Here is a 22,332-nt window from a genome sequence, read left to right on the forward strand (position 1 = left end):
AGCCCACAATTTCCTTGCCTATTTCAACCTGGGAATGAGAGATGGATCTGAGCAACCACGCGCATAAGGATGCGACAGCAAATATGAGCGAACTTTCTGGTTCCGGTGGCAAAAAGAAAGAAATCCGGCAGCAAATGCTGCTTCAGTGGATTGAGAACAGCCATTATGTTTCGCTGGAGGAGATCGCTGAACGATTCCGCGTTACTACGCAAACAGCCCGACGTGACATTGCGGATCTGGAGCATCAGGGCAAAGTCAGAAGGCTACATGGTGGCGTATCACAGCTAGCTCCGCTGGACCCCGTCACCTATCGTCAGCGCAGGCATGATAGGGCAGATGAAAAGGCGCGAATTGCTGAAGCAGTGGTCGCGCTCATTCCCGATAACGCCACTATTTTTCTTGACACCGGCACCACATGCGAAGCGATTGCCAATGCGCTTGTATGCAGAGAACGCCTGCATGTTGTCACATATAGCCTAAGATCCGCCGCCATTATTAGTGAGAAAACGGATTTCACTTTAGCAGTTCCTGGTGGCTTTGTTCGACCTATCGATGGCGGGATGTTTCAGGAAGATACACCGGAATTCATCCGACGCTTCAAGTTCGACTATGCAATCATTTCCGTCAGCGGCGTTGATGATGACGGTGATCTTTGTGACGACGACCATACGGAAGTGGCCGTCGTTTCAGCCGCATTGCGACAAGCGGCACACAAGCTGCTCGCAGTTGACAGCTCAAAATTTGGCAAAAGAGCGATGGTCAGACTTGGATCGGTTCACGACATTACCGCCGTCATAACCAACGAGATGCCAGCCCCAGTTTTATCCACCTTGCTTGCAACAGCGAACATCCCTGTCGTTTTGGCAAATATGGAAGCATGAAGCCATGAATCACCTACTTTGCTGATCCATTCGTCCCGTTCGGTGCAAGATTCTGAGATCGCGCAACGACTTTAACGACCCAATCAGCAAAAACGCGGAGGCGATTGCTCAAATGGCGATTGGGTGGGTAGACGAGATGGATCGGCATCGGTTCGATCTGCCAGTCCTGCAATACCGGGCGCAAGGTGCCGTTCGCTATATCCTCCTGCACCATGAATAAGGGCGCCTGCACCACGCCTAAGCCAGCACGCGCAGCGGCAAGATAGGTGGTCGATTCATTAGCCGCGACAACATAGCGTCCATTGACCTCGACTTCTTCTGTACCTCGTTTGAAGTGAAATGGCATTTGCTGGCCGGTTGAAGGCCGGAAATAACCCACTACATGACAATTATTGCTCAGGTCGGATGGATGTTTAGGTGTGAAGCACCGATCAAGATATTCCGCAGACGCACAGGCGATAAAATGCATATCACCTATCCGGCGCGCAATCAGCGACTGATCGCTCAACTCGCCGATCCGAATCGCACAGTCGACGTTTTCCGCCACATAATCGACAGGGCGGTCTGATACGCCAAGATCAATCTGAATATCGGGATAGCGTTGATGGAACTCGATTAGTGCCGGGATGATAATCAGATTGGCAACCGCACTCGCCATTTCTACGCGCAGGCGGCCTTTGGGCAGTGTTTGGGCGCTTGAGAGGCTGCCGTCCAGTTCTTCGAGATCGGAAAGCAAGCGTGCAGCGCGCTCATAGTAAAGTGCGCCATCTGGTGTTACGAGAACACGGCGGGTCGTACGATTGAGGAGTTTTGTACGAAGATGGGCTTCCAATCCTTGAATAAGATTGCTGATTGTTGCCTTCGGCACATTGAGAGAAGCAGACGCGCGCGTGAAGTTACCGGTTTCGACAACCCGGAGAAATGCGCGCATGGCGGAGAGCTGATCCATTTTCAATAGCCATCATTGTTCGAAATTTTGGATAGTGTAATCAATACATGGGGACTATTCCAGATAATAGACAATGATAATATCTCAACATGGCAGTTTGCCGCTAGTGGTTTGATTCCGACATTTGCTCTTACGAGTTACAAAGGTCGAACAAATGTCAGAATCAAATGACCGCTAGTCACGAAAGCAAGAAAGATGTGCGAGAAATTTACGGTTGGAACAATGCAGGCTGGTGATGCCACCTGCACGGCACGCATTTATCGCGGTGCCAAGTTGCTTTCACCGCCACCAGTGGTTTTACACCTGCATGGGGGAGCGTTCTCAAACAGCTGTCTTGGTGCCTGCGAACGCGTTGCCGAAACACTTGCCGAGGCAGGTGCGGTGGTTGTGTCGCCTGAATATTCATCGGCCTGTCTCAACCCGTTCCCGGCGGCGCTGGATGTGGCTTATTCGATAATGACCTCAATGCGCGCGCGTTGCCCGGAGTTTGCGCATAAGAAGTCGATGCTGTTCGTCGCCGGTGAAGAGGCGGGCGGTAATATTGCAGCCGGCGTGGCACTCATGGCGCGCGATCAGCATCTGGCAGACCTTAAGGGTCAGATATTGCTCTCGCCCATGCTTGATCCCTGCCTCGCCACGGCATCTTTCCGCAAATATTGTCCGGAAAGTGCCGTTCAGACGATTGCAGACGGCTGGCAGAACTATCTTGGCGAATGTGCAGGGTTCACCCACCCTTATGCCGCGCCCGCCCTTTGTACGCGGCTTGGTGGTTTGGTGCCAACTCTGCTCGTCACCAGTGCCCAATGTCCAATGCGTGACGAAACGCGGGCCTATGCAGAGCGTCTTCGTCAGGCCGGCGTCAAGGTTCAGTCGCATGTCCTGCCCGGACAAGCCGGCTGGATACCCGAGAACAAAGTCACGCGCACGGACTGGACGCCGCAGGAAAAGACACTGATCGACCTGTTTTCGGATTTCTTCCGGCAAGCAGGTGCAAAGCAAATCGAAGCATAACGTCAGCTCGAATGGTCTCCCAACCTTTGGCCTGACGCTCAATTTGAAGCCGGCCCCCACCGGTTAGGAGATACAACATGACATCGAACATTGCCCGCCGGGCCCTATGGGGCGCCGGCCTGAGTATCCTATTGTCTGCAGCAGGTGGTGGCGCCATTCTTTTCGGTATGCCGCACCTGAGAGCCGACGCCGCAACCGATGTATCTGCTCCACCACCCGCAGTTCCGGTTTCAGTTGCAGCAGCCGAACAGCGCGCCATCAACAGTTGGGAAGAATTTTCCGGTCGTTTGGAAGCCATTGACCGCGTGGAAATTCGTCCGCGTGTCGGCGGCGCAATATTGAAGGCACATTTCCGCGAAGGTGCTTTGGTGAAACAGGGCGATCTACTCGTCACAATCGATCCGGAACCTTATGCCGCTGCCGTTGAAAAGGCCAAGGCACAGGTTTCAGCAGAAGAAGCGCGTGTAGCACTGGCCAAAGCTGAACTGGAACGCGGACGCCAGCTGGTGACAACCCGTACCATCGCACAAAGCGGCCTTGATCAGCGTTCAAGCGCCTTTGATGAAGCACAGGCAAGCCTTCGTTCTGCAAAGGCAGCACTGCGCTCGTCTGAACTTGACCTCCAATATACCGAGGTGCGCGCACCAATCTCCGGTCGTGTCGGACGTCTGGAAGTAACGGCTGGTAATCTGGTCGCAGCAAGTTCAGCTTCACCGGTACTAACGACACTCGTATCGGTCGACCCGATCTATGCAAGCTTCAGCGCCAATGAAGAAGTTGTCACCAAAGCGCTTGCCAAGCTCGCGACTTCCCCCGGCGGCAATTCCATCGAGCGCATCCCCGTGCAGATAGGAACAGCGGCGGATAATGGCACACCGATTTCAGGACATATTCAGCTCATCAACAACGAGGTGGATGCCACGACAGGCACGATCCGTGTTCGTGCAGCCATCGATAATCCGGATGGCAGGCTCATTCCTGGACAGTTTGTCCGCATTCGCTTTGGCGAACCGGACCCTGATCAGAAGCTCGTGGTAAGTGATCGCGCAATTTCGTCGGATCAGGACAAGAAATTCGTCTTCGTGGTCGGCGCAGACAACAAGGTTGAATACCGGCAGGTGGTGCTTGGTCGTAACTATGACGGCCTGCGTATTGTCGAAAGCGGGTTGAAGCCCGGCGAAAACATCGTCGTCAACGGCCTGCAGCGCATTCGCCCCGGCGTAGTCGTTGCACCGCAGCCCGTAACCGAGACACTTGCCAAGAATTAATTGAAACGGCGCGTCTGTCGGCGCGCGCAAACGCAAAAAGCTCAGCCTATTCATCCCGCGAGAACACATGTTTTCGCGGGAACGGGAGAGTCTTTTGCTCATCCGCCTAAAGGGGGATAATAAGATGAACTTTTCACGCTTTTTCGTAGACCGACCGGTCTTCGCTGGCGTTCTGTCGGTTCTGATCTTTGTTGCCGGTCTGATCGGCATGACAGGTTTGCCGATCTCGGAATATCCGGAAGTCGTGCCACCACAGATCGTGGTACGTGCACAATATCCGGGCGCCAATCCAGCCGTTATTTCAGAAACTGTCGCAACACCGCTTGAAGAGCAGATCAACGGTGTCGAGGGCATGCTCTATATGCAAAGCCAGGCGACCGCTGATGGTGTCATGACCCTGACAGTCACTTTCGCACTCGGCACAGATCCCGATCAGGCCCAGCAGCTGGTGCAAAACCGTATCTCGCAGGCCGAGCCACGCCTGCCGGAAGAAGTTCGCACGCTCGGTGTCACGACAGCTAAGAGCTCGCCCGATCTTACGCTTGTTGTTCACCTGATATCGCCCGATGGCCGATATGACGTGAACTACTTGCGTAACTATGCTGTTCTCAACGTCAAGGATCGTATTGCTCGTATTCCAGGCGTCGGTCAGGTGCAGATTTTCGGCGGTGGCGACTATTCGATGCGCGTCTGGATTGATCCACAGAAGGCCGCTGAACGCGGGCTTTCGGCCGGAGACATTGCCAACGCTATCCGCCAGCAGAACGTTCAGGCCGCAGCTGGTGTTATTGGCGCGTCCCCATCCGTTTCAGGCCTCGATCTTCAGCTTTCAGTTAATGCTCAGGGACGTCTCCAAACACCTGAAGACTTTGCCGATATCGTTGTGAAATCCGGAAGCCAGGGTGAAGTTACTCGCCTTGGCGATGTTGCGCGCGTTGAAATGGGGGCAGCGGACTACTCGTTGCGCTCGCTGCTCGATAATAAATCAGCCGTCGGTATGGGTGTTTTTCAAGCGCCCGGTTCCAATGCCCTTGATATTTCCGCAAACGTCCATGCTGCCATGGCTGATCTGAAGAAAACCATGCCGGAAGGCGTGGACTTCGATATCGTCTATGACACAACGGCGTTTGTTAAGGCCTCTATCGAGTCGGTTATTCACACTCTGCTTGAAGCCATCGTTCTGGTGGTAATCGTGGTCATCATGTTCCTACAGACATGGCGAGCCTCGATCATTCCTCTCGTAGCTGTTCCCGTTTCCATCGTCGGCACCTTTGCGGTGATGTATGTATTTGGCTTCTCCATCAATGCATTAAGCCTCTTCGGCCTCGTGCTTGCGATCGGCATCGTCGTCGATGACGCGATCGTGGTGGTGGAAAATGTCGAGCGCAATATTGAAAAGGGCCTCTCTCCGATTGAGGCGACCTATCGCGCCATGCAGGAAGTGTCCGGCCCGATTATCGCCATTGCACTGGTGCTGGTTGCGGTTTTCGTGCCCCTGGCCTTCATTACCGGTCTGACTGGCCAGTTTTATCGTCAGTTCGCGTTGACTATCGCCATATCGACCGTGATCTCGGCGTTTAACTCGCTGACACTGTCGCCAGCGTTGGCAGCTTTGCTGCTGCGCGGCCACAATGCGCCGAAAGACCGTTTGACGCGCATTATGGACAAGCTGTTTGGCTGGTTCTTCCGCGGCTTTAATCGCTTCTTTGGTGCAAGTTCAAATGCCTATGGTCGCGGTGTTGGTGCTATTCTCACACGCAAGTCGCTTGTGATGGGCCTCTATGTCGTGTTGCTCGGCGTCACCTTCGTTCTGTTCCGTGCGGTGCCCGGCGGCTTCGTTCCGGCACAGGACAAGCAATATCTGATCGGCTTTGCACAATTGCCGGATGCGGCGACGCTCGACCGTTCTGAAGATGTTATCCGCCGGATGACGGATATTGCACTCAAGCAGCCTGGCGTCGCCAATGCTATCGCCTTTCCGGGCCTATCAATCAATGGTTTCACCAACTCGTCGAACTCCGGCATTGTGTTTGTAACCTTGAAGCCGTTTGAAGAGCGCAAGACAGCTGAACTCTCTGCAAATGCCATCACCATGCAGCTCAACCAGCAGTTTGGATCCATTCAGGATGCCTTCATCGCCATGTTCCCACCCCCTCCCGTACAGGGACTGGGCACCACCGGCGGCTTCAAGCTTCAGCTGGAAGATCGCAATGGTTTAGGCTTCCGCGCGCTTGACGATGCAACCAAGGCATTTCTTGCCAAGGCGTATCAGACACCGGAACTGGCGGGTCTGTACTCGAGCTATCAGATCAACGTTCCGCAACTTTTCACTGACATTGACCGCGTGAAGGCACGCCAGCTGGGCGTGGCCGTTACGGATGTTTTCGAAACTTTGCAAATCTATCTTGGTTCACTTTACGTCAACGACTTCAATGCCTTTGGCCGCACTTACAGCGTGCGTATTCAGGCAGACGCGAATTATCGCAGCCATGCCGAAGATATCGGCAAGCTGAAGGTTCGTTCGCAGTCTGGTGAGATGATCCCATTGTCCGCCCTTCTTAAAGTTGAGCAGACCGTGGGGGCAGAGCGCGCAATCCGTTATAACGGCTTCCTTTCAGCCGATATCAACGGCAACCCGGCTCCCGGCTTTTCATCCGGTCAGGCACAGGCTGCCATCGAGCGGATTGCGGAAGAGACCTTGCCTGCAGGCATTGCCTATGAATGGACCGACCTGACATATCAGCAAATTCTGGCTGGCAATTCGGGTTTCCTTGTCTTCCCGCTGGCGCTGCTACTGGTTTATCTCGTACTGGCTGCGCAGTATGAAAGTCTCACTCTGCCACTCTCGATCATCCTGATCGTACCAATGGGCATTATGGCCGCACTGATCGGCGTCTGGCTTACAGGAGGTGATAACAATGTCTTCACCCAAATTGGTTTGATCGTTCTGGTGGGGCTGTCCGCCAAGAATGCGATCCTGATCGTTGAGTTTGCCCGTGAGCTGGAACTATCCGGAAGAACGGCAGTTCAAGCGGCTATCGAGGCAAGCCGACTGCGTCTGCGTCCGATCCTCATGACTTCGATGGCTTTCATCATGGGCGTCGTGCCGCTTGTCATATCGACAGGGGCTGGTGCGGAAATGCGCTCGGCAATGGGTATCGCAGTGTTTGCAGGAATGATCGGCGTGACGGCCTTCGGTATCTTCATGACGCCGGTGTTTTATGTACTGATCCGCAAATTGACCGGCGAACGTCCATTGAAACATGCTGGACCGAAAGTAGAAATACTGGATGCTCACGCTGAAGTCTAAAACATTAAGGCCGGAGGCAAAACCTCCGGCCTTTCTGCATATGAATGACTAATCGTGTAACCCAAAGCCTTTCTCAATGGCTTTCATTCGTTCACGTGCTCGGGCTTACGCAGCACAAGTTGAGCTTGAGCCATATGAACTTTCGGAATGAGAACGGCTTATCTTAAGTGTTTTCTCAAATGACATATCGTTCCACATTGGCGACCGGCGGGGGAAGAATCGCCTTCGAAACTAATGCTGCAGAACTGGTTTGAACGCCTTCCCTGTTATAGGCGTCAGAATAGCTTCATCAGAAGCGGTAGTTTACGCCTGCCTTTATGACATGGTCATGCACATTCGTCTTGGTGGTACCATATGATGTCGCGCTCGAGACATCCTTGGTTGTCACGTAGTTATACTCGATTTTTGCCGACAGACCGCCGCCAAATCCCTGTTCGATACCACCGCCCAGAAGATAACCAGATTTCCAGCCGTTAGGACCGGTAACGTCATCGCCGTCTTTGAATTTCGTCATGGTCAAACCTGCTGTGCCGTAAACCAATGACCGATCAAACGAGAGACCAGCTTTGGCCTTCGCTGCACCACGAAACCGCTCTTTCAACCGGCCATGCGGTACGCGCGCTTCATTTCCCATGTACGAACCTTCAAGTTCGGCACCAAGAACAGCAGGGCCAAACTGGAAATTGTAACCAGCCTGCACACCGCCGGTCATGCCCTTGCCGCCAGTAAACGGATTAATCTTCGGCGAAGCCAAACCACCATGAGCACCGATATATGCGCCGCCCCATGAAAATGCTGGCGGGGTTTCGTAATCGTAGGACCCTGAATTGTAGTTGAGATCAGCTGCATATGCGTTCGTTGCGAGCGCCAGGGCGGCGGTCGCGGTCGCAAGGGTTTTTGCGATAAAAGACATGTATAACTCCAGACGAAGCCAGCGCATCATTCATTGACGCTTACAAAGCTTCAGTTCGCGTTGGAGAGCCCGAAGCAGGCTCCTATTGATCTCCCAACCCAATCAACAATGTGCGCTGACTAATTCAGAAGATGCTGGCATTCTCCTCGCGAGAGTTGCGTCTAGATTGCAGGGACATTAATTTCATAAAATTTATTTATTATTTTTATATATTTACACGTATTTCTTTAACTAAATAGTAAGCAATTATGCTTTGAGACATGAACCGCTCAATGCTGTTATTTGTTTAGATCCGCGCCTGATCTCGCCGCGACTGAGTGAATCTGTAGACGCACGCAAAAGCCAGGCTTCAAATCAAAAAACACGACTTTTCCGCCGTGAATTTCTGCAGCCTTTTGGACAAGGTTCAATCCAAGTCCGGCACCCGATGAATGTGTATTAATGCGCCGAAATGGCTCAAACACATGCTCGCGCTCAGAAAGAGGAATGCCAGAACCCTCATCACAAACATCGATAATGCCAGAAGCGCCGACTTTGATAACGATAGCCCCTTTGCCGCCCGCATGGTCGATCGCATTGCGGATCAGATTAACGACTGCCATCTCGATAACCGAAGTCTGAACGGTGAAAATAGCTTCTTTGCTGCTCGGTTCGAAATCAAAATCATAACCGGCGTCGAGCGCCAGCGGTGCAAGATCAGCAGCCAGTCGCTGAACAAGCACATTCAAATCCTGGCGTTCAGCACGCAGTTCAACAACACCAATAGCCTGCATTTCAAGCAACTGATGTGCCACACGAGACAGACGATCAATATCGGATCGCAACTGCTTGCTTACATCATCATCGGCTAGAAGATCAGCTCGTGTGCGAGCTATGGCGATTGGTGTTCTAAGCTCGTGAGCAGCGTCTGCAAGAAAGCGGTTTCGGCGATTATAACCTTCATCTAGTTTCGAAAGCGCGGTGTTGAAGGCGTCGACCAGCGGAATGATTTCCTGCGGAACCTTGGACCGGTCAATCCGTGCAGAACGGTTCTCAAAATTGATAGCCTGCGCTTGTTTCACAGTTTCCATGAGACCGCGAAGGGAGCGGCCAACAGCCCGTGGTGTCACGATCAATGTCGCAATGCTAGTCAGGATCAACATTGGCACGACAGCGATCAGGACGATGATACCCAGGCCCGGCAACACATTGGACCAATGAATTTCCCCATCAGGATATTTTGCGAGATCCACCTGCATGCTGATCCAAAGGCTGATACCGTCGTTTTCAAACCCCTTTTCCGTGGCCGCTATCACTTGAAGCTTGCCAACGGAGGTATTGCGATTTTCTACTGTAGCACGCGTCGTATTGGCCGTTTGCACACGCGCACGGTCAATGGTCCACGGGAAGGTCGCATCAAGACCGGCCCACGGTATCTTTCCATATTGCAAGACAATCGCATTTTCATTTCTCACGATGAACCACAGATCAGGATACCGTTGTTTGAGCTGCGTAAACTGCGGCGTCTCTAATAGCTGAACATGGCCCTGACCGTCTTTCATCACACTTTCGGCAACGACGCGCACTGCTTCTTCATTGGCATCTTCCAGCTCGGGGTTGATGATCCAAATCCATCCGACGAGCAGAATGACGAAAAGCACAAGTAAAAACGCCTGCAGTACGAAAAGGCGTTTCATCAGACTCCATCGCAGCGATTGGCTACGCATCTTTTTCATGCTTTTGACCGGATCAAATAACCAATGTTTCGCACCGCCCTAATCTCGACGGTCGCTTCGGCTTGAGCCAGTTTCTTCCGAATACGGGAAATGTGAGCATCAAGAGCGTTTGACTCAATCTCATCATCAAGTGTGTAAACGGCTTCGACGAGGTTGGAACGGGTTACAATACGGTTTGGTCGCCGCATTAACGCTTCCAGTGCCAGATATTCTCGCCGCGGAAAATCAATAACCGCATCAAGCACAGTGACCTGATTGGTCCGAGGGTCAATGATAAGGTTTCCGAAACTCATAAACTTATCTGACAACGAAGTTCCCCGTCTTCTAAGTGCGCGCAGTCGTGCAAGCAGCTCTTCAATGGCAAAAGGCTTGGCAAGATAATCATCTGCACCTGCATCTAGCCCATCGACGCGGTGATCGACGCTTCCCAACGCAGTTAAAACAAGAATGGGTACGGAGAGCTTACTCTTGCGCAGCGCTGCGACCAGATTGAGCCCCTCTCCGTCAGGCAGACGACGATCAAAAACCAGCACATCGTAATTGCCATCACGCGCCAGAGCATCGGCATCGGCAATGGTGCTGACATGATCAACCAGCACTTCATGTCGCCTCAACGCTTCAAGTAAAGCGCGCGCCATTTCAGGTTCATCTTCAAGAAGCAGGATACGCAATGATTTTCCCTCAGAGGCCAGTTCTTGCCCTCATTCCCCCAACTAGCCATCCAACATTGCGACTACATTGCAATTGGCATCCCTTACTATTTAGCACCTTGCAATAAGCTTTCCGAGCGGCATTGTTAAACAGTGGCTAAGAGCATCTCTGAACAACCAAAACGTGCAATGTACTTGCAATCTTGGCTCATATCGTTGCTGCCAATAGCAACCGATAGGAACAATCATGGCAATCAGTTTATTTCCTGCCTCCCACTGGGGAATAGCCGCTCTTGGCACAGCTGTAATGCTGACAGGCTGTGCTTCGCAAATCATGAAGAACTATATTGGCGCACCCATCAGTAGCGTTATGCTCGATTACGGCCCTCCCGATAATGTCTATAAGCTGAGCGCAAACGAGCAAGCCTATCAATGGAGCCGAACCAAAACGCAAGCCATTGCTGGTGAGTATAACGGAGAGGTACAAGAAACACGTCGCGGAGAACGTTATAAAGGAACTGAAACTCCCGGATATGTCGAACATACCGAGTGCTTCTACACCTTCTATACGCGAAGATCAGACCATGATTGGTTGGTAACAAATTTCCGTCAACCATCGCTACAATGCGAATGATTTCAAAGTGTTACTCGCGCATCCTGATGAAGACTGATAGCTTAAAAAACTAAGGCTTTCGACACATTATAGCATCGAAAGCCTGGTAATTATGGCAACGGCCTGATGCAGCTGCAAAAGCAAAACCCGATCAGTTCTTCTTCCACTGAACCTCTTCAATCGCGACTTTACCTGAACGCTTGTCGTAGAGGCAAACAACAGTTGTATCTTTGGCTTGCTTGCGATTGCGGGTCGACCCTTCACGCAAAAGCAGTGCTACTTTCCCAACGCTATCATCAAAGTCGACAGGCTCGGAAACAAATGGACTGACCATGGATGATTTCGCCATGCATGAACTGACGACTTTGGTATGAAGCGCCTCCCAAGCAGCCGGACTGGATGCATGAGCAGAGCCCACGCAAAAAGCAAACGCAGTAAGTGTAAATGCTACCGTCTTCATTGAGAGACCTTTCAAGCAGGATAGTTATTGCTTGCCGATCAGTATCGCACATTGAATAGGCTGTCGGCTCTAACATTTCTAACAATGAATAAGCCGCAAACAAGGCATTGGTGGCAGGAGGGCGATCACCGCCCTTCTGCCGGTTAAACCAACTCAATCACGACTTAGCGCGAATTGATGGTCCAGAAATCCTGCCAATCCTGAAGCTTTGAATAGTCGCTTTCAGCGGTCTCGGAATGTGGCACATAGAGCTGATCGATGACTTTCACGATGCCAGACACTTCGCTTTCTGGAATCTTCGCGCCCTTGTTCGACGAAATTTTTCCGTCTGCCAACTGCGGAGCCATACCCTCTTCCGTCATCATGTAATGCACGAAGAGCTTCGATGCATTCGGGCTTTTCGTACCGGATGCGATAACGGCAACGCGTGGCGTCAGCTGTCCGGCCCAAGGCTTCATGCCTGCACAAATGCCCATCGTGTAGCCATTCTTCTTGGCATCACGGAAAATCGAGGTGCTGAGGAAGCCCATGAATGGCTTTTCCTGTCCCTTTGCACCAATGATCGGACCGACCTCCGTATCGCTCCGCGTAACGCTCGGGCGGTTCTTGGCGAAGCGCTTGACCCACTCAGCAGTCGCGCTTGCTTCATCGGTTTTCAGTGGCTCACCGAAGAACTCTTCATAGGCCTTGCGCATGGCTTCATCATCATGCTCGGCAATCTGATTGAACCAGAACATGGTTTCGTTGCGCAGGAGCGGATCAGGAATAGCAATGCGGCCCTTCCATTCTTCCGTGGTCAATGCCCAGATATTGTCGATTGGGCACTTATCTCCATGGACATCCGAGTTATATGCCCACACCCATGGGTTAAGGCTGGTAATGGCCGGGTTCTGATATTCCGCAGGCACCTGATCTTTGAGATCGACGGGAAGCCAGCTGAGACCTGCGCCCTGAACGATGATTTCCGATGTAACTGATGGCAGATTGCTCATGTTGAAGACATCAGTGCGAACATTGTTCGCAGCCGCTTCACGCAGAATGACCTGTTCCTGGTTCTGGCCGTTCATTTTCACGCCTGTAGCCTTCACACCGTATTTTGCGGTGAAGGCTTCAGCCATGGTGACGATCTTGCCAGTTGCGTCCACAACGGTAATGCCCGGCTCTTTCTTGGCCGCTTCAATCAGCGCTTCGAGCGAGTAATCCGCATCCTTGATGCCGATTTCAGCAACAGGCTCTGCGAAGGCAGCCGTGCTTGCCAGAAGTGTGGCACTCAATGAAAGGGCCGCATATTTGCGAAGGGTTGAACTCATTATTTCCTCCAAAGTTGATAATTATTGTTTGAAAGCGAAAGCATCGACGCGCATTTGATGCGCCGCTTTTCAGTCGCTGATGCGCTTGCCTTCTCTGTCGAACACATGGACGTGACTGCGTTCGACATGGAACCAGATTTCATCGCCAGCCTTCTGGGCTGGAGCATCTGCAGCGATTGCAAAAAACTGCTCGCCATGAACTGACATTTCGACGATCCAGCTACCGCCGGTGGGCACGATATCGACCACTTTGGCCACACACCCCTGCTCAACAGGCGTATCGCTGAGACGCACGGATTCCGGCCGGATACCGACGGATCCGACATTGCTTGCCGCGATGCTCTGCGCCTTGAGGTAATCGCGTGCCCATGTCGCCAACGCGCCGTTATTGCTGTCATTAAGCTCGATGATATTGATCGGCAGATTGCCGATGAATTCAGCCACAAAGCGATTGGCCGGCCGCTCGTAAATGTCGTCAGGCGTGCCAAGCTGCTGCAACTCGCCTTCGCTCATCACCGCAATCGTGGTTGCCAATGTCATGGCCTCCCACTGGTCGTGGGTTACGAATACGACCGTCGACCCCATTTCCTGATGAATACGCTTGAGTTCCGCGCGCATTTCGAGACGCAGTTTCGCATCGAGATTGGAAAGTGGTTCATCGAGCAGAATAATATCGGGCTTAAGCGCCAGCATACGCGCAAGCGCTACGCGCTGCTGCTGACCGCCAGACATCTGTGCTGGCAAACGGTCGCGATAACGCTCGATGCCAAGCTTCTGCAGAACGTCATCTATAATACGCTGACGCTCAGCCTTGGCGACCTTATGCAACTTCAAGCCGAACTCGACATTCTGTTCGACCGTCATATGTGGCCAAAGGGCATAGTTCTGGAACACCAGCCCCATGCCACGCTTTTCTGGTGGTACATAAATGCCGTCATCAACCGACACGATCTTCTGACCATCGACGAGGATCTGACCTTCGGTTGGATATTCAAGACCCGCAATCATGCGGAGCGTCGTCGTCTTGCCGCAGCCCGAAGGTCCAAGCAGGCAGAGAAACTCCGACTTTGGAATTTCGAGTGAAAGCTTTTCAACTGCGGCGCGGGCGGCTTTGCCGTAGCTCTTTCTGACATCGCGAATAGTAATGCTCGACATTATTTGCCTCCCAATCCGTCAGACAATTTGCTGTTGGTGAGTTTTTGAACAATGACCGTGCCGCCAAAGGCGATGACGCAGATCATCAAAACGACTGCATTTGCGGCCTGGCTATAGCTGTAATCGACGAGGCGCAATGCATAGGTGGTGAGAACATCCATGCCCGGCACAGCCAGCACGACGACGAGGCTCAAGCCTTTGATGCCAGAGATAAACGGCAGCAGAATACCTGAAACCAGAGAGCCTTTCTGGATCGGCGCGACAATCGAAACCAGACGACGCCAGAAACCGGCACCGACGATTTGGGCCGCTTCTTCAGGCGCTTTGCCAAGTTGCATCATTGCAGAGATACCCGCGCGCGATGCGAACGGCATCTGATCAGCAAGGATCGCGAGAACCAGCAGGATCGGCGTTCCGTAAAGGGCCGGAAGCGGACCACGCTGCACTGCAAACATCGTGAGATAGGCCGCAGCAAAGGCAATGCCCGGAACCAGATAAGGCAGGAATGTCACCTGACGCAGAAACGTGCCAACAAGCGAAACAGGCGTACGAGCCACGACATAGCCGACCAGAAGACCAAGCAGACCTGCACCCAATGCAGCCGAGCCGACGATCCACAACGTGTTCCAGGTCGCTTTCCAGAACTCGCCTGTCAGGAGGATGCCATTGCTCATTGCAGTGGTGTTAAGATCGGTGCCGATCCAGAAATCCAGCGTGAAATTATCCAGCGTGAAAACGCCCGGCACGCGCATAACCGTCGTCAGCAGAAGCGCCATCAGCGGAATGAACGCGCTGACAACGAACATGAGTGCGGCGAAGCTGAATGCAGGCACACGGAAACGACCGAGGTCTGTCTCGCGGTTCATAGAACCCTTATTGCCAATAGTGACGAAACGGCGCGCTTCCTTGAGCAGATACATATCGAGGAAGATTGATATGCTACCAAGCACGACAATGGTCGCCGCAAGAACGGCACTCATGCCTGCCTGGCTGGTCGAAATCGCGCGGAAAAGAGACGTCGCCAGAACGTCAAAACCAACCGGCACGCCAAGAATATAGGCGACACCAAAGTCGCCGAGGCATTTGGCGAAGATCAGCGTTGAAGCCGACACAAGCGAGGGCAGCATCAATGGAAGAATGATACGGCGCGCGATCAGCAATTTGCCTGCGCCCATGACACGGGCTGAATCTTCAAGCGTGGAATCAAACTGCCGCAACGCATTGCCGAAAAGCAGTATCACGAATGGCGTATAGTGCATGGCCAGAATGAGCGTGATTGGCAACATGCCGTAAGCAAGCCAATCAGGTGGCGAGAAGCCCAAAGCTTCCATCCAGCTTGGCTGACCACCGGTGGTGCGGTTTTTAAACAGGGTCAGCCAAGCCAGTGCGAAGGTCCACGAAGGCAGCATGTAAGGAACGATCAATGCTGTCGAGAACCACTTCTTGCCCGGCAAATTTGTGCGGCTTAAAAGCCATGCCAGCGGAATGCCCGTGACAAGCGCAAAGGCAATCGAACCAAGTGCGATGATTGCTGTGTTCCAAAGCGGACGCCAGAACACATCTGTCGAAATCGCCGAGAAGAACGCACGGTTGAGATAATAAAAGGTCAATTCTCCAATCTGCTGGCCCGAGCGTGCCCGATCAGCAAATTGGACAATCACTGCATCTGACAAAAGCAGCACGATTGGCGCTGCAATCAGATAGGCAAAGACGATTGCCAGCATAACCCCGATCAGTGTCGTGGGGTCTGCATTATAGACCTTATATTTGTAGGTTAGTTGCTTGTAAAAACTCATTATTTTATCCACTTTGAGCCGAAGAGACTCCGACCGAAACCCAATCGGGTTGCAGTTGACTGTGTTCTGGCTTGCTGCGGGAGCTGGCACTCAGAGAAATGCCATGCGAATTGATCGCTTGCTATGAAGCGAATTATGGAGGCGGTGCGCCAGCCTTCTCGCTCACCTCGCGCACCACGGACCACGCGGCTGCGTAATCTATGGGAATGAAGTGATCGTCGCCCTGAAACTCGGCTCTCATTTCAGGCGTGAATGTGAAATTGAAGAAGCAGCGCTTCATCTCCGCCACGAGCGACGGCGCAAGATTGTGAGCATAAGCAAATGAAGAGGTCGGAAACAGATCGCTCTGATAGATCAGACGAACGGCATCACGCTTCACAAGCCCCCGCTCAATCATGCGTTCAAGCACATCGGAGGCAACCGCCGCCATATCGTAATCACCGGCGACAACACCGAGGATCGATTTATCGTGTCCGCCCGACATGATAGGCGCATAGTCCTGCCCCGGCGTGAGGCCTTCTTTTGGAAAGAGAGCGCGTGGCGCGACATTGCCAGAATTTGAGAACAATGACGCATGGGCGACGCGATGCCCTTTAAGATCACCCAATTTTTCATAGGGCGATTCCGCGCGCACGACCGCCACCAGCCGATAGCCGCGCATCTGATCGCCAGTGCCTTTGGCGGCAAAAGGAACAGCACCTGCGCGATTGACCGCCTCAATTGTCGGCCCTGTCGAGAAGCCCGCAAAATGCAGACGTCCTGAACGCATCGCCTCAACTTCATCGGCACTGGACTGAATCGGATAATAAACGATCTGCCGTCCAAGGCAGGCCTCAAGATGCTGGGTGAACGGCTTGAAAAGCCGCGCATAAACCGCCGGATCTTCGATGGGCGAATAAGCCCATACGAGTGTTTGCGGATCACGCCACTGGGAAGCGTCTTTGGGAGTATCTGCGACAAGGTCGCGGTTCTCGTCGCAATAACGCTCATCCAGCGCACCGCGATAAGCGCAAGCCGCATCAGCGGCATTCGCATAAGCGATGCACAGCTGAAGCCCAAACAAGGTCATGCCGATACGACATGCCAACCCGCGCCAGAACATTTTTTCCTCCCTGGACACTTGCTATGATACAAGCGCCGCAGCCTCATCCAGTATTGTCCCAGATACTAGCAATTCTAACTGTCAGAATCCTGTCGTCCCGAAAACCTTGAGTAGAATCGTCGAACACAACATGCGTATCCTTCTTGTAGAAGACACAATCGATATTGCGTTTGCTATTGCTTCAAAGCTTGAAAAGGAAGGCCACTCTGTCACGACTGTCTATGATGGCGTGCAGGGGGAAGATCTGGCTGTAAATGGCTCCTTTGATCTGGTCGTACTCGACATCAACCTTCCGGGACGTGACGGTTTTGCCATCCTGCGCAGTATGCGCGAACAATCCTTGTCGTGTCCGGTATTGGTAATCACCGCTCGCAATCAGATTGCCGACAAGATCGACCTTCTCGAGCTTGGCGCTGATGACTATCTAGTCAAACCCTTCGATCTCAGGGAGCTTGTTGCCCGTATCAGAGCTGTCGCAAGACGGCATATGGGCGTGGCGCAGCCGGTTTTGCGGATCGGCGAACTATCGATCAACCTGACACAAAGATCAGTGATGCAGGGTGACGAGCCACTGGATTTCGGGCGGCGCGAATTCGACGTTCTGGAAATGCTTGCCACCCGTTTCAATGTCACGGTCCCAAAAGATATGCTGGTTCTGAAACTGTTTGGGCATGAAGATACCGGCACACCCAATGCTATCGAACTGCTGGTTTCACGCGTGCGGAAGAAGCTCGAGAACAGCACAGTTGAGATCGTTACACAACGCGGCGTGGGCTATCTGCTCAGGCTTAAAGCGCCGCAACTCTGATGGTCAAAGGAGCCGCAAACAGGGAATATTCAATCCAGCGCCGCATTCTGGTGGGCAGTGGATTGACGCTGCTTGCTGTCACCGTTCTGCTCTTCTTTCTTGGCCGCTGGTATGCGCATCGTGCAGCTGATGAAGCGTTTGATCGTGTTCTTGGTGCTGCCGCCCTATCCATCGCAGACACGATAACTCTGCAGGATGGATCGCTCAGCGTCGATCTCCCACACTCGGCCTTTTCCATTCTGGGCACCTCACGGCTCAATCGCATTTTCTATCGTGTCGTCGCACCTGATGGCAGCCTCCTGACTGGTTCGCCCATTCTCGGGCTAGAAATTCCGCATGGCAATAATAGCCGTGTTCGCCTCAGCGACAGCATTTATCGTGGGGAAAAAGTACGAATTGCTGCTGTCGCACGCTATCACAGCGACGCAAAAGGCGGCGGCTGGGTCGATGTCCTGGTTGGGGAAACGCGCGAAGCACGGAGACAGCTGACCTTGCAACTAAGCCTCAACACTCTCTTGCCTGCGCTTGGAGTGGCTTTGCTCGCACTGGTGCTTATCTGGGTCGCAATCAGATTTGCATTCAGACCGCTGCGGACGGTTGAATCTGATCTGCGCCAGCGTTCCTCATCCGATCTCAATCCGCTGGCCGGTCCAATCCCTAAGGAAGTCAGCGCGCTTGTCGCAGCACTCAATGACTTCATGGGACGTCTGAACAATGTGCTTGCCGGATTGAAGCTGGTCACTGCCGATGCAGCGCATCAGATGCGCACGCCACTCACGGCCTTGCGTGCGCTGACCGAACTGTCGCTCGAAGAAACTGATCCAAACCGGCAAAAGGAAATCCTTGCCCGTGTCCATGCCAATTCCATAAGCGCAAGCCTTCTCGCAAATCAGCTTCTGTCTGAAGCGACGACACTGCACAGTATTCAGTCGCGAAAGCTCGAAACGCTCGATCTGCGGCAGATTACACAGGAAGCAGTCCGGAGACTGCGCGCTGAAGGCAGTTATTCTGATCTACAACAAACCATCAGCTTTGATGTGCCTGATGAGCCGCTCTATGTGAGTGGCGAAACCATCAGCCTCAGAGAAATGATCCGCAATATCGTCGAAAACGCACTCGTTCATGCACCCGGCCCTGTTACAATCAGCCTTAGCCAGAATGGAGCTACGATCACGCTTGGCGTTCATGACAGAGGCGCTGGGCTTGCGACCGACATGAAAGACCGTGTTTTCGAGCGCTTTGTCCGAGTGGACCAGTCAAAGCCCGGTTCCGGCCTTGGTTTGTCGATAGCAAAAATGGTTGCGGAGGCATTAGGCGGCCAGATCGAACTGCGTGACCGCGAAGGTGGTGGAACAAGCGTGCTGGTGAAATTGCCCGCAACGACACCAGAGCAGCGCACATGAAACGCATCATCCTGCAATTCTGTGCCGTTCTGATATTGATTGTTCCTTCATGGCATAACACGCATGCGCAAGATGACCCGGCATCAAAGCCCGAGTTTCAGATTGTCGGTGACATCGCACCCGAAACCATAGCCCCCGTACAAGCTGGTCTGTCCCGTCAGTTGCCTAGCGTCAATATCGCTTATCGACAGATCAGACCGGGCGAATGGACCTCGCGGCTTCTAGCTGGTGCCGAAGAAGCGAGTGCCGCCGATCTCGTTATCCTCTCGACACCCGATCTTGCAGTACTCATAGCCAACGAAGGCGGCGCGCAGCCAAGAAATGGAATTGTCCGCAATGCCGGATTAGCACCACAAGCTCACTGGCGCAGCGAATTGTTCAGCATCGGTTTCGATCCAGCGGTGAGTGTTGTCAAACGCCGTGCGCTCGACAATGAACTACCAACGACACGCATCGAACTCGCACGATTGCTGGAGCAAAACGCAACGCGGTTTCAACGGCGTGTCGGGGTCGTCAATATTGGCATTGATAATGTCAGTTACACACTGGCGGCTCAGGATTCGATCCGATCGCCGCTGTTCTGGCGTATCGTCCGCGCTTTCGGCGCGTCACAAGCGCGTATTTTTGATACAAGTGAGGAGCTGTTACAGGCGTTATCGGCTGGCAAAATCGATCTTGCTTATAACGTGCCGTTGTCAGACGTAAGCAAATGGCAATATGACGCCCGGGATTTTGCAGTCATCGTACCACAGGATTACGTTGTCGCCCTGCCCTGGACCGCACTCATCCCGGATCGAAGCAAACACGCAAACATCGCCGAGCAGGCGATCACATTTCTTCTGTCTTCTAACGGTCAGGCGATCCTTCAAGAAACTGGTCTTGTATCAGAAACGAGTCCCTCGGACGTTGCATCACTGCAACCTGTCGAGCTTGGACCGGAGCTTCTGGTTTATCTCGACGGATTAAAACGCAGTCGTTTTCTCGACACCTGGTTCCAGCTTATCGTGCATGAATGATATTTCATATCACGATATGCGATCACCTAATTTGGTGAATGTGCTGGGCGATTTCTCGCCCAGCATCACAGTTTTCGGAGTATGTTTAAAGGTATCGCGCAGCTGGCTTTGAATTGCCAAACAACGTGGAGAGTTCACCGCGCGCAGCTTCAAAACCTGTCCATTTCTCAACATCATGCAGCCCTGGAATGGTAACGCGCTCACCATTTTTGAGACCAGCAAGTGCGGCATCGACCATATCATCCGTTGACATCACAATGCTTTGCGGCAGCTCTTCCACTGGTTTACCAGCAATGCTCCAGAAGTCGGTGGCCGTCGCGCCCGGTAGAACTGCTTGAACACGAATACCCTTGTCTGCCAGCTCATGGTTGAGGGAGTGGCTGAAGCTCAGAACATACGATTTCGAGCTACCATAGACGCCATTCAATAGCTCTGGTGCTATCGCAACAACTGACGCGATGTTGATGATTGTCCCACGCCCCCGCGCGATAAACCCAGGTACGGCGGCATAAGTCAGCCGTGTCAGTGCGGTGATATTGAGCGTAATCATCTTCTCCATATCGTCCACATCGCTATCGAGCAGCGGCTTCACGCCACCCGCGCCAGCATTGTTGATCAAAAGACTGATATTCTCGTCAGATTTAAGTACATCTTCCACGGCGCGGACATCATGAGCGTTCGTCAGATCCGCTGGAAGCGCTTCAACTGATCGCCCTGTCGCAGCGATGAGTTTATTCGAAAGAGCTTCGAGTTTATCCGCACTTCGCGCCACGAGGATGAGGTCGTAGCCTTGTTTGGCAAGACGATCGGCATAGACAGCACCGATGCCAGTTGAGGCACCAGTTATGAGGGCTTTACCTAATGAATTCGCAGACATTCTAGTTCTCCAGATGGTCGGAACGACCCGATATCTGAAAAATAAGCCAGATGCCTCACGTCTCAAATGACGTATATATTACGTAATTAGGACATCTTCTGTTCTGCAAAGAGTGCGACTAGATCGCCCCTTGCCGCGCATTACGACGGATGACCTGAGGTGGCTGGCCGAAGCCACGAAGAAAAGCTTCACGCATCCGCCGCCGGTCAAGGAAACCGGTTTGCCCGGCGATCTCATCAATGCTGTGTCGGCTTTGCTCCATCATAAGACGCGCGGCTTCAAGGCGAAGATTTTCAACTGCCTTCGCGGGAGAATGTCCGGTTTCCGCTTTGAAGGCGCGGCTGAACTGACGCGGACTAAGCCTTGCAACCTCAGCCAAATCTTCAACCGTTAAAGCCCGCGAGAGATTTGCGCGTGCATATGTAAGGGCTGTTTGGATACGATCCGACTTTGCGCCCATATCAAGCAGAGCAGAATGCTGCGACTGACCGCCAGCACGCCTGTGGTACATCACAAGAGCCTGCGCAACGCGGCGGGCAACATCTGGGCCATGATCTTCCTCTACCATTGCAAGTGCCAGATCGATGCCGGCAGTCATACCCGCTGATGTCCAGACTTTGTCGTCTTTCACAAAGATGCGGTCTTCATCCAGAATGACGGTTGGGAAACGTTCTTTCAGGCTGCGCGCACAAGCCCAATGGGTCGTCACCTTTCGGCCATCTAAAAGTCCTGCCTGTGCCAGAACAAAAGCGCCAGTGCAGATGGAAGCGACACGACGCGACGATTCAAAACTGCTGCGCACAAAGCGGATCAGCCCTTCGGAAGCGTCCTCAAAAGCCGTCGTACCACCAGCGATGATCACCGTATCAAACTTATTGTCTTCCAAAGGAGCGGTCATGATCGAAAGACCACCAGACGAGCTGACAAGGCCGCCATGCTCTGAGAAGACAGCCGCGTGATACTTTTCCTCACCCAAAATCGAGTTGGCTGCCTCGAAAACCGGCTGCGCGGCCAGAGCCATTGATGAAAATCCGTCGAAGACCACAAAAGCTATTGTTTGCATTCAGTATGCCTCAATGAGATGAAATGTCTCTT

The 22,332-nt window shown here is 52.9% G+C and carries 19 protein-coding genes; 8 read left to right on the top strand and 11 right to left on the bottom strand.

Features of this window, described 5'->3' with window-relative positions; translation table 11 throughout:
- The first annotated feature begins 41 nt into the window (after nt 1-41).
- Nucleotides 42-881, top strand: coding sequence for a DeoR/GlpR family DNA-binding transcription regulator (locus ABWV94_RS14280; protein ID WP_113499083.1), 840 nt, complete (start codon nt 42-44; stop codon nt 879-881).
- Nucleotides 882-894: 13 nt separating this feature from the next.
- Here the strand turns inward: ABWV94_RS14280 and ABWV94_RS14285 are convergent, their stop codons facing one another.
- Nucleotides 895-1,830 (bottom strand): LysR family transcriptional regulator, encoded by a 936-nt coding sequence (locus ABWV94_RS14285; protein WP_007878509.1) that lies wholly within the window; start codon nt 1,828-1,830, stop codon nt 895-897.
- 195 nt (nt 1,831-2,025) lie between these two features.
- Between ABWV94_RS14285 and ABWV94_RS14290 the strand changes: the two genes are divergently transcribed.
- From ABWV94_RS14290 to ABWV94_RS14300, 3 genes are all read left to right on the top strand, one after another.
- Nucleotides 2,026-2,841, top strand: a complete 816-nt coding sequence (locus ABWV94_RS14290) for an alpha/beta hydrolase (protein ID WP_064321559.1) — start codon at nt 2,026-2,028, stop codon at nt 2,839-2,841.
- 77 nt (nt 2,842-2,918) lie between these two features.
- Nucleotides 2,919-4,109, top strand: coding sequence for an efflux RND transporter periplasmic adaptor subunit (locus ABWV94_RS14295; RefSeq protein WP_113499081.1), 1,191 nt, complete (start codon nt 2,919-2,921; stop codon nt 4,107-4,109).
- A 124-nt stretch (nt 4,110-4,233) separates the two neighbouring features.
- On the top strand, nt 4,234-7,419 hold the full coding sequence (locus ABWV94_RS14300) for an efflux RND transporter permease subunit (RefSeq protein WP_113499079.1): 3,186 nt from the start codon (nt 4,234-4,236) through the stop codon (nt 7,417-7,419).
- A 289-nt stretch (nt 7,420-7,708) separates the two neighbouring features.
- Here the strand turns inward: ABWV94_RS14300 and ABWV94_RS14305 are convergent, their stop codons facing one another.
- From ABWV94_RS14305 to ABWV94_RS14315, 3 genes are all read right to left on the bottom strand, one after another.
- Entirely contained in the window at nt 7,709-8,332 is a 624-nt protein-coding gene (locus tag ABWV94_RS14305; protein ID WP_113499077.1) for an outer membrane protein, read from the bottom strand.
- 278 nt (nt 8,333-8,610) lie between these two features.
- Nucleotides 8,611-10,047 carry a sensor histidine kinase gene (locus ABWV94_RS14310; RefSeq protein WP_113499076.1) on the bottom strand — a complete coding sequence of 479 codons (1,437 nt, stop codon included), beginning with the start codon at nt 10,045-10,047 and terminating at the stop codon, nt 8,611-8,613.
- The gene (locus ABWV94_RS14315; RefSeq protein ID WP_007878482.1) at nt 10,044-10,718 is read right to left on the bottom strand and encodes a response regulator transcription factor; all 675 of its coding nucleotides are present in this window, start codon (nt 10,716-10,718) and stop codon (nt 10,044-10,046) included. The genes ABWV94_RS14310 and ABWV94_RS14315 overlap by 4 nt, the downstream gene beginning before the upstream one ends.
- A gap of 226 nt (nt 10,719-10,944) precedes the next feature.
- Here ABWV94_RS14315 and ABWV94_RS14320 point away from each other — a divergent pair, with 226 nt between their 5' ends.
- Nucleotides 10,945-11,331 carry a hypothetical protein gene (locus tag ABWV94_RS14320; protein ID WP_353413981.1) on the top strand — a complete coding sequence of 129 codons (387 nt, stop codon included), beginning with the start codon at nt 10,945-10,947 and terminating at the stop codon, nt 11,329-11,331.
- A 130-nt stretch (nt 11,332-11,461) separates the two neighbouring features.
- On the opposite strand, the gene ABWV94_RS14325 is transcribed toward ABWV94_RS14320, so the two are convergent.
- From ABWV94_RS14325 to phnD, 5 genes are all read right to left on the bottom strand, one after another.
- Nucleotides 11,462-11,770 carry a hypothetical protein gene (locus tag ABWV94_RS14325; protein WP_312468687.1) on the bottom strand — a complete coding sequence of 103 codons (309 nt, stop codon included), beginning with the start codon at nt 11,768-11,770 and terminating at the stop codon, nt 11,462-11,464.
- A 164-nt stretch (nt 11,771-11,934) separates the two neighbouring features.
- Nucleotides 11,935-13,080 (bottom strand): ABC transporter substrate-binding protein, encoded by a 1,146-nt coding sequence (locus ABWV94_RS14330; RefSeq protein ID WP_064321554.1) that lies wholly within the window; start codon nt 13,078-13,080, stop codon nt 11,935-11,937.
- Nucleotides 13,081-13,149: 69 nt separating this feature from the next.
- Nucleotides 13,150-14,235, bottom strand: a complete 1,086-nt coding sequence (locus ABWV94_RS14335) for an ABC transporter ATP-binding protein (RefSeq protein WP_200637679.1) — start codon at nt 14,233-14,235, stop codon at nt 13,150-13,152.
- A complete protein-coding gene (locus tag ABWV94_RS14340) occupies nt 14,235-16,031 on the bottom strand; it encodes an ABC transporter permease (protein WP_353413984.1) in 1,797 nt (598 codons plus the stop codon). Before ABWV94_RS14340 ends, ABWV94_RS14335 begins: the two co-directional genes overlap by 1 nt.
- A gap of 133 nt (nt 16,032-16,164) precedes the next feature.
- On the bottom strand, nt 16,165-17,133 hold the full coding sequence (phnD, locus tag ABWV94_RS14345) for a phosphate/phosphite/phosphonate ABC transporter substrate-binding protein (RefSeq protein WP_200637677.1): 969 nt from the start codon (nt 17,131-17,133) through the stop codon (nt 16,165-16,167).
- A gap of 130 nt (nt 17,134-17,263) precedes the next feature.
- On the opposite strand from phnD, the gene ABWV94_RS14350 reads away from it, so the two are divergent.
- From ABWV94_RS14350 to ABWV94_RS14360, 3 genes are read left to right on the top strand one after another with little or no spacing between them, the layout of a single operon-like run.
- Nucleotides 17,264-17,941 carry a response regulator transcription factor gene (locus ABWV94_RS14350; RefSeq protein WP_112806089.1) on the top strand — a complete coding sequence of 226 codons (678 nt, stop codon included), beginning with the start codon at nt 17,264-17,266 and terminating at the stop codon, nt 17,939-17,941.
- The gene (locus tag ABWV94_RS14355; protein ID WP_353413987.1) at nt 17,941-19,344 is read left to right on the top strand and encodes a sensor histidine kinase; all 1,404 of its coding nucleotides are present in this window, start codon (nt 17,941-17,943) and stop codon (nt 19,342-19,344) included. The genes ABWV94_RS14350 and ABWV94_RS14355 overlap by 1 nt, the downstream gene beginning before the upstream one ends.
- On the top strand, nt 19,341-20,360 hold the full coding sequence (locus tag ABWV94_RS14360; protein ID WP_353413989.1) for an ABC transporter substrate-binding protein: 1,020 nt from the start codon (nt 19,341-19,343) through the stop codon (nt 20,358-20,360). Before ABWV94_RS14355 ends, ABWV94_RS14360 begins: the two co-directional genes overlap by 4 nt.
- An 85-nt stretch (nt 20,361-20,445) precedes the next feature.
- Here ABWV94_RS14360 and ABWV94_RS14365 read toward each other — a convergent pair whose 3' ends face one another.
- Together ABWV94_RS14365 and ABWV94_RS14370 are read right to left on the bottom strand one after the other, a co-directional pair.
- Nucleotides 20,446-21,237, bottom strand: coding sequence for an SDR family NAD(P)-dependent oxidoreductase (locus tag ABWV94_RS14365; protein ID WP_112812930.1), 792 nt, complete (start codon nt 21,235-21,237; stop codon nt 20,446-20,448).
- Nucleotides 21,238-21,355: 118 nt separating this feature from the next.
- Nucleotides 21,356-22,300, bottom strand: coding sequence for a GlxA family transcriptional regulator (locus ABWV94_RS14370; protein ID WP_113499067.1), 945 nt, complete (start codon nt 22,298-22,300; stop codon nt 21,356-21,358).
- Between the last annotated feature and the right edge of the window lie 32 nt (nt 22,301-22,332).

The sequence above is a fragment of the Brucella sp. NBRC 12953 genome, assembly GCF_040369775.1.
Taxonomy (GTDB): Bacteria; Pseudomonadota; Alphaproteobacteria; order Rhizobiales; family Rhizobiaceae; genus Brucella; species Brucella pseudogrignonensis.

Excerpts from the sequence above, each read along its gene's own strand:
- ABWV94_RS14325 (WP_312468687.1), bottom strand. The coding sequence starts at position 11,770 with ATGAAGACGGTAGCATTTACACTTACTGCGTTTGCTTTTTGCGTGGGC.
- ABWV94_RS14350 (WP_112806089.1), top strand. The coding sequence starts at position 17,264 with ATGCGTATCCTTCTTGTAGAAGACACAATCGATATTGCGTTTGCTATT.
- ABWV94_RS14280 (WP_113499083.1), top strand. The coding sequence starts at position 42 with ATGGATCTGAGCAACCACGCGCATAAGGATGCGACAGCAAATATGAGC.
- ABWV94_RS14365 (WP_112812930.1), bottom strand. The coding sequence starts at position 21,237 with ATGTCTGCGAATTCATTAGGTAAAGCCCTCATAACTGGTGCCTCAACT.
- phnD (WP_200637677.1), bottom strand. The coding sequence starts at position 17,133 with ATGTTCTGGCGCGGGTTGGCATGTCGTATCGGCATGACCTTGTTTGGG.
- ABWV94_RS14305 (WP_113499077.1), bottom strand. The coding sequence starts at position 8,332 with ATGTCTTTTATCGCAAAAACCCTTGCGACCGCGACCGCCGCCCTGGCG.
- ABWV94_RS14360 (WP_353413989.1), top strand. The coding sequence starts at position 19,341 with ATGAAACGCATCATCCTGCAATTCTGTGCCGTTCTGATATTGATTGTT.
- ABWV94_RS14300 (WP_113499079.1), top strand. The coding sequence starts at position 4,234 with ATGAACTTTTCACGCTTTTTCGTAGACCGACCGGTCTTCGCTGGCGTT.
- ABWV94_RS14290 (WP_064321559.1), top strand. The coding sequence starts at position 2,026 with ATGTGCGAGAAATTTACGGTTGGAACAATGCAGGCTGGTGATGCCACC.
- ABWV94_RS14370 (WP_113499067.1), bottom strand. The coding sequence starts at position 22,300 with ATGCAAACAATAGCTTTTGTGGTCTTCGACGGATTTTCATCAATGGCT.
- ABWV94_RS14355 (WP_353413987.1), top strand. The coding sequence starts at position 17,941 with ATGGTCAAAGGAGCCGCAAACAGGGAATATTCAATCCAGCGCCGCATT.
- ABWV94_RS14335 (WP_200637679.1), bottom strand. The coding sequence starts at position 14,235 with ATGTCGAGCATTACTATTCGCGATGTCAGAAAGAGCTACGGCAAAGCC.
- ABWV94_RS14320 (WP_353413981.1), top strand. The coding sequence starts at position 10,945 with ATGGCAATCAGTTTATTTCCTGCCTCCCACTGGGGAATAGCCGCTCTT.
- ABWV94_RS14340 (WP_353413984.1), bottom strand. The coding sequence starts at position 16,031 with ATGAGTTTTTACAAGCAACTAACCTACAAATATAAGGTCTATAATGCA.
- ABWV94_RS14285 (WP_007878509.1), bottom strand. The coding sequence starts at position 1,830 with ATGGATCAGCTCTCCGCCATGCGCGCATTTCTCCGGGTTGTCGAAACC.
- ABWV94_RS14295 (WP_113499081.1), top strand. The coding sequence starts at position 2,919 with ATGACATCGAACATTGCCCGCCGGGCCCTATGGGGCGCCGGCCTGAGT.
- ABWV94_RS14330 (WP_064321554.1), bottom strand. The coding sequence starts at position 13,080 with ATGAGTTCAACCCTTCGCAAATATGCGGCCCTTTCATTGAGTGCCACA.
- ABWV94_RS14310 (WP_113499076.1), bottom strand. The coding sequence starts at position 10,047 with ATGAAAAAGATGCGTAGCCAATCGCTGCGATGGAGTCTGATGAAACGC.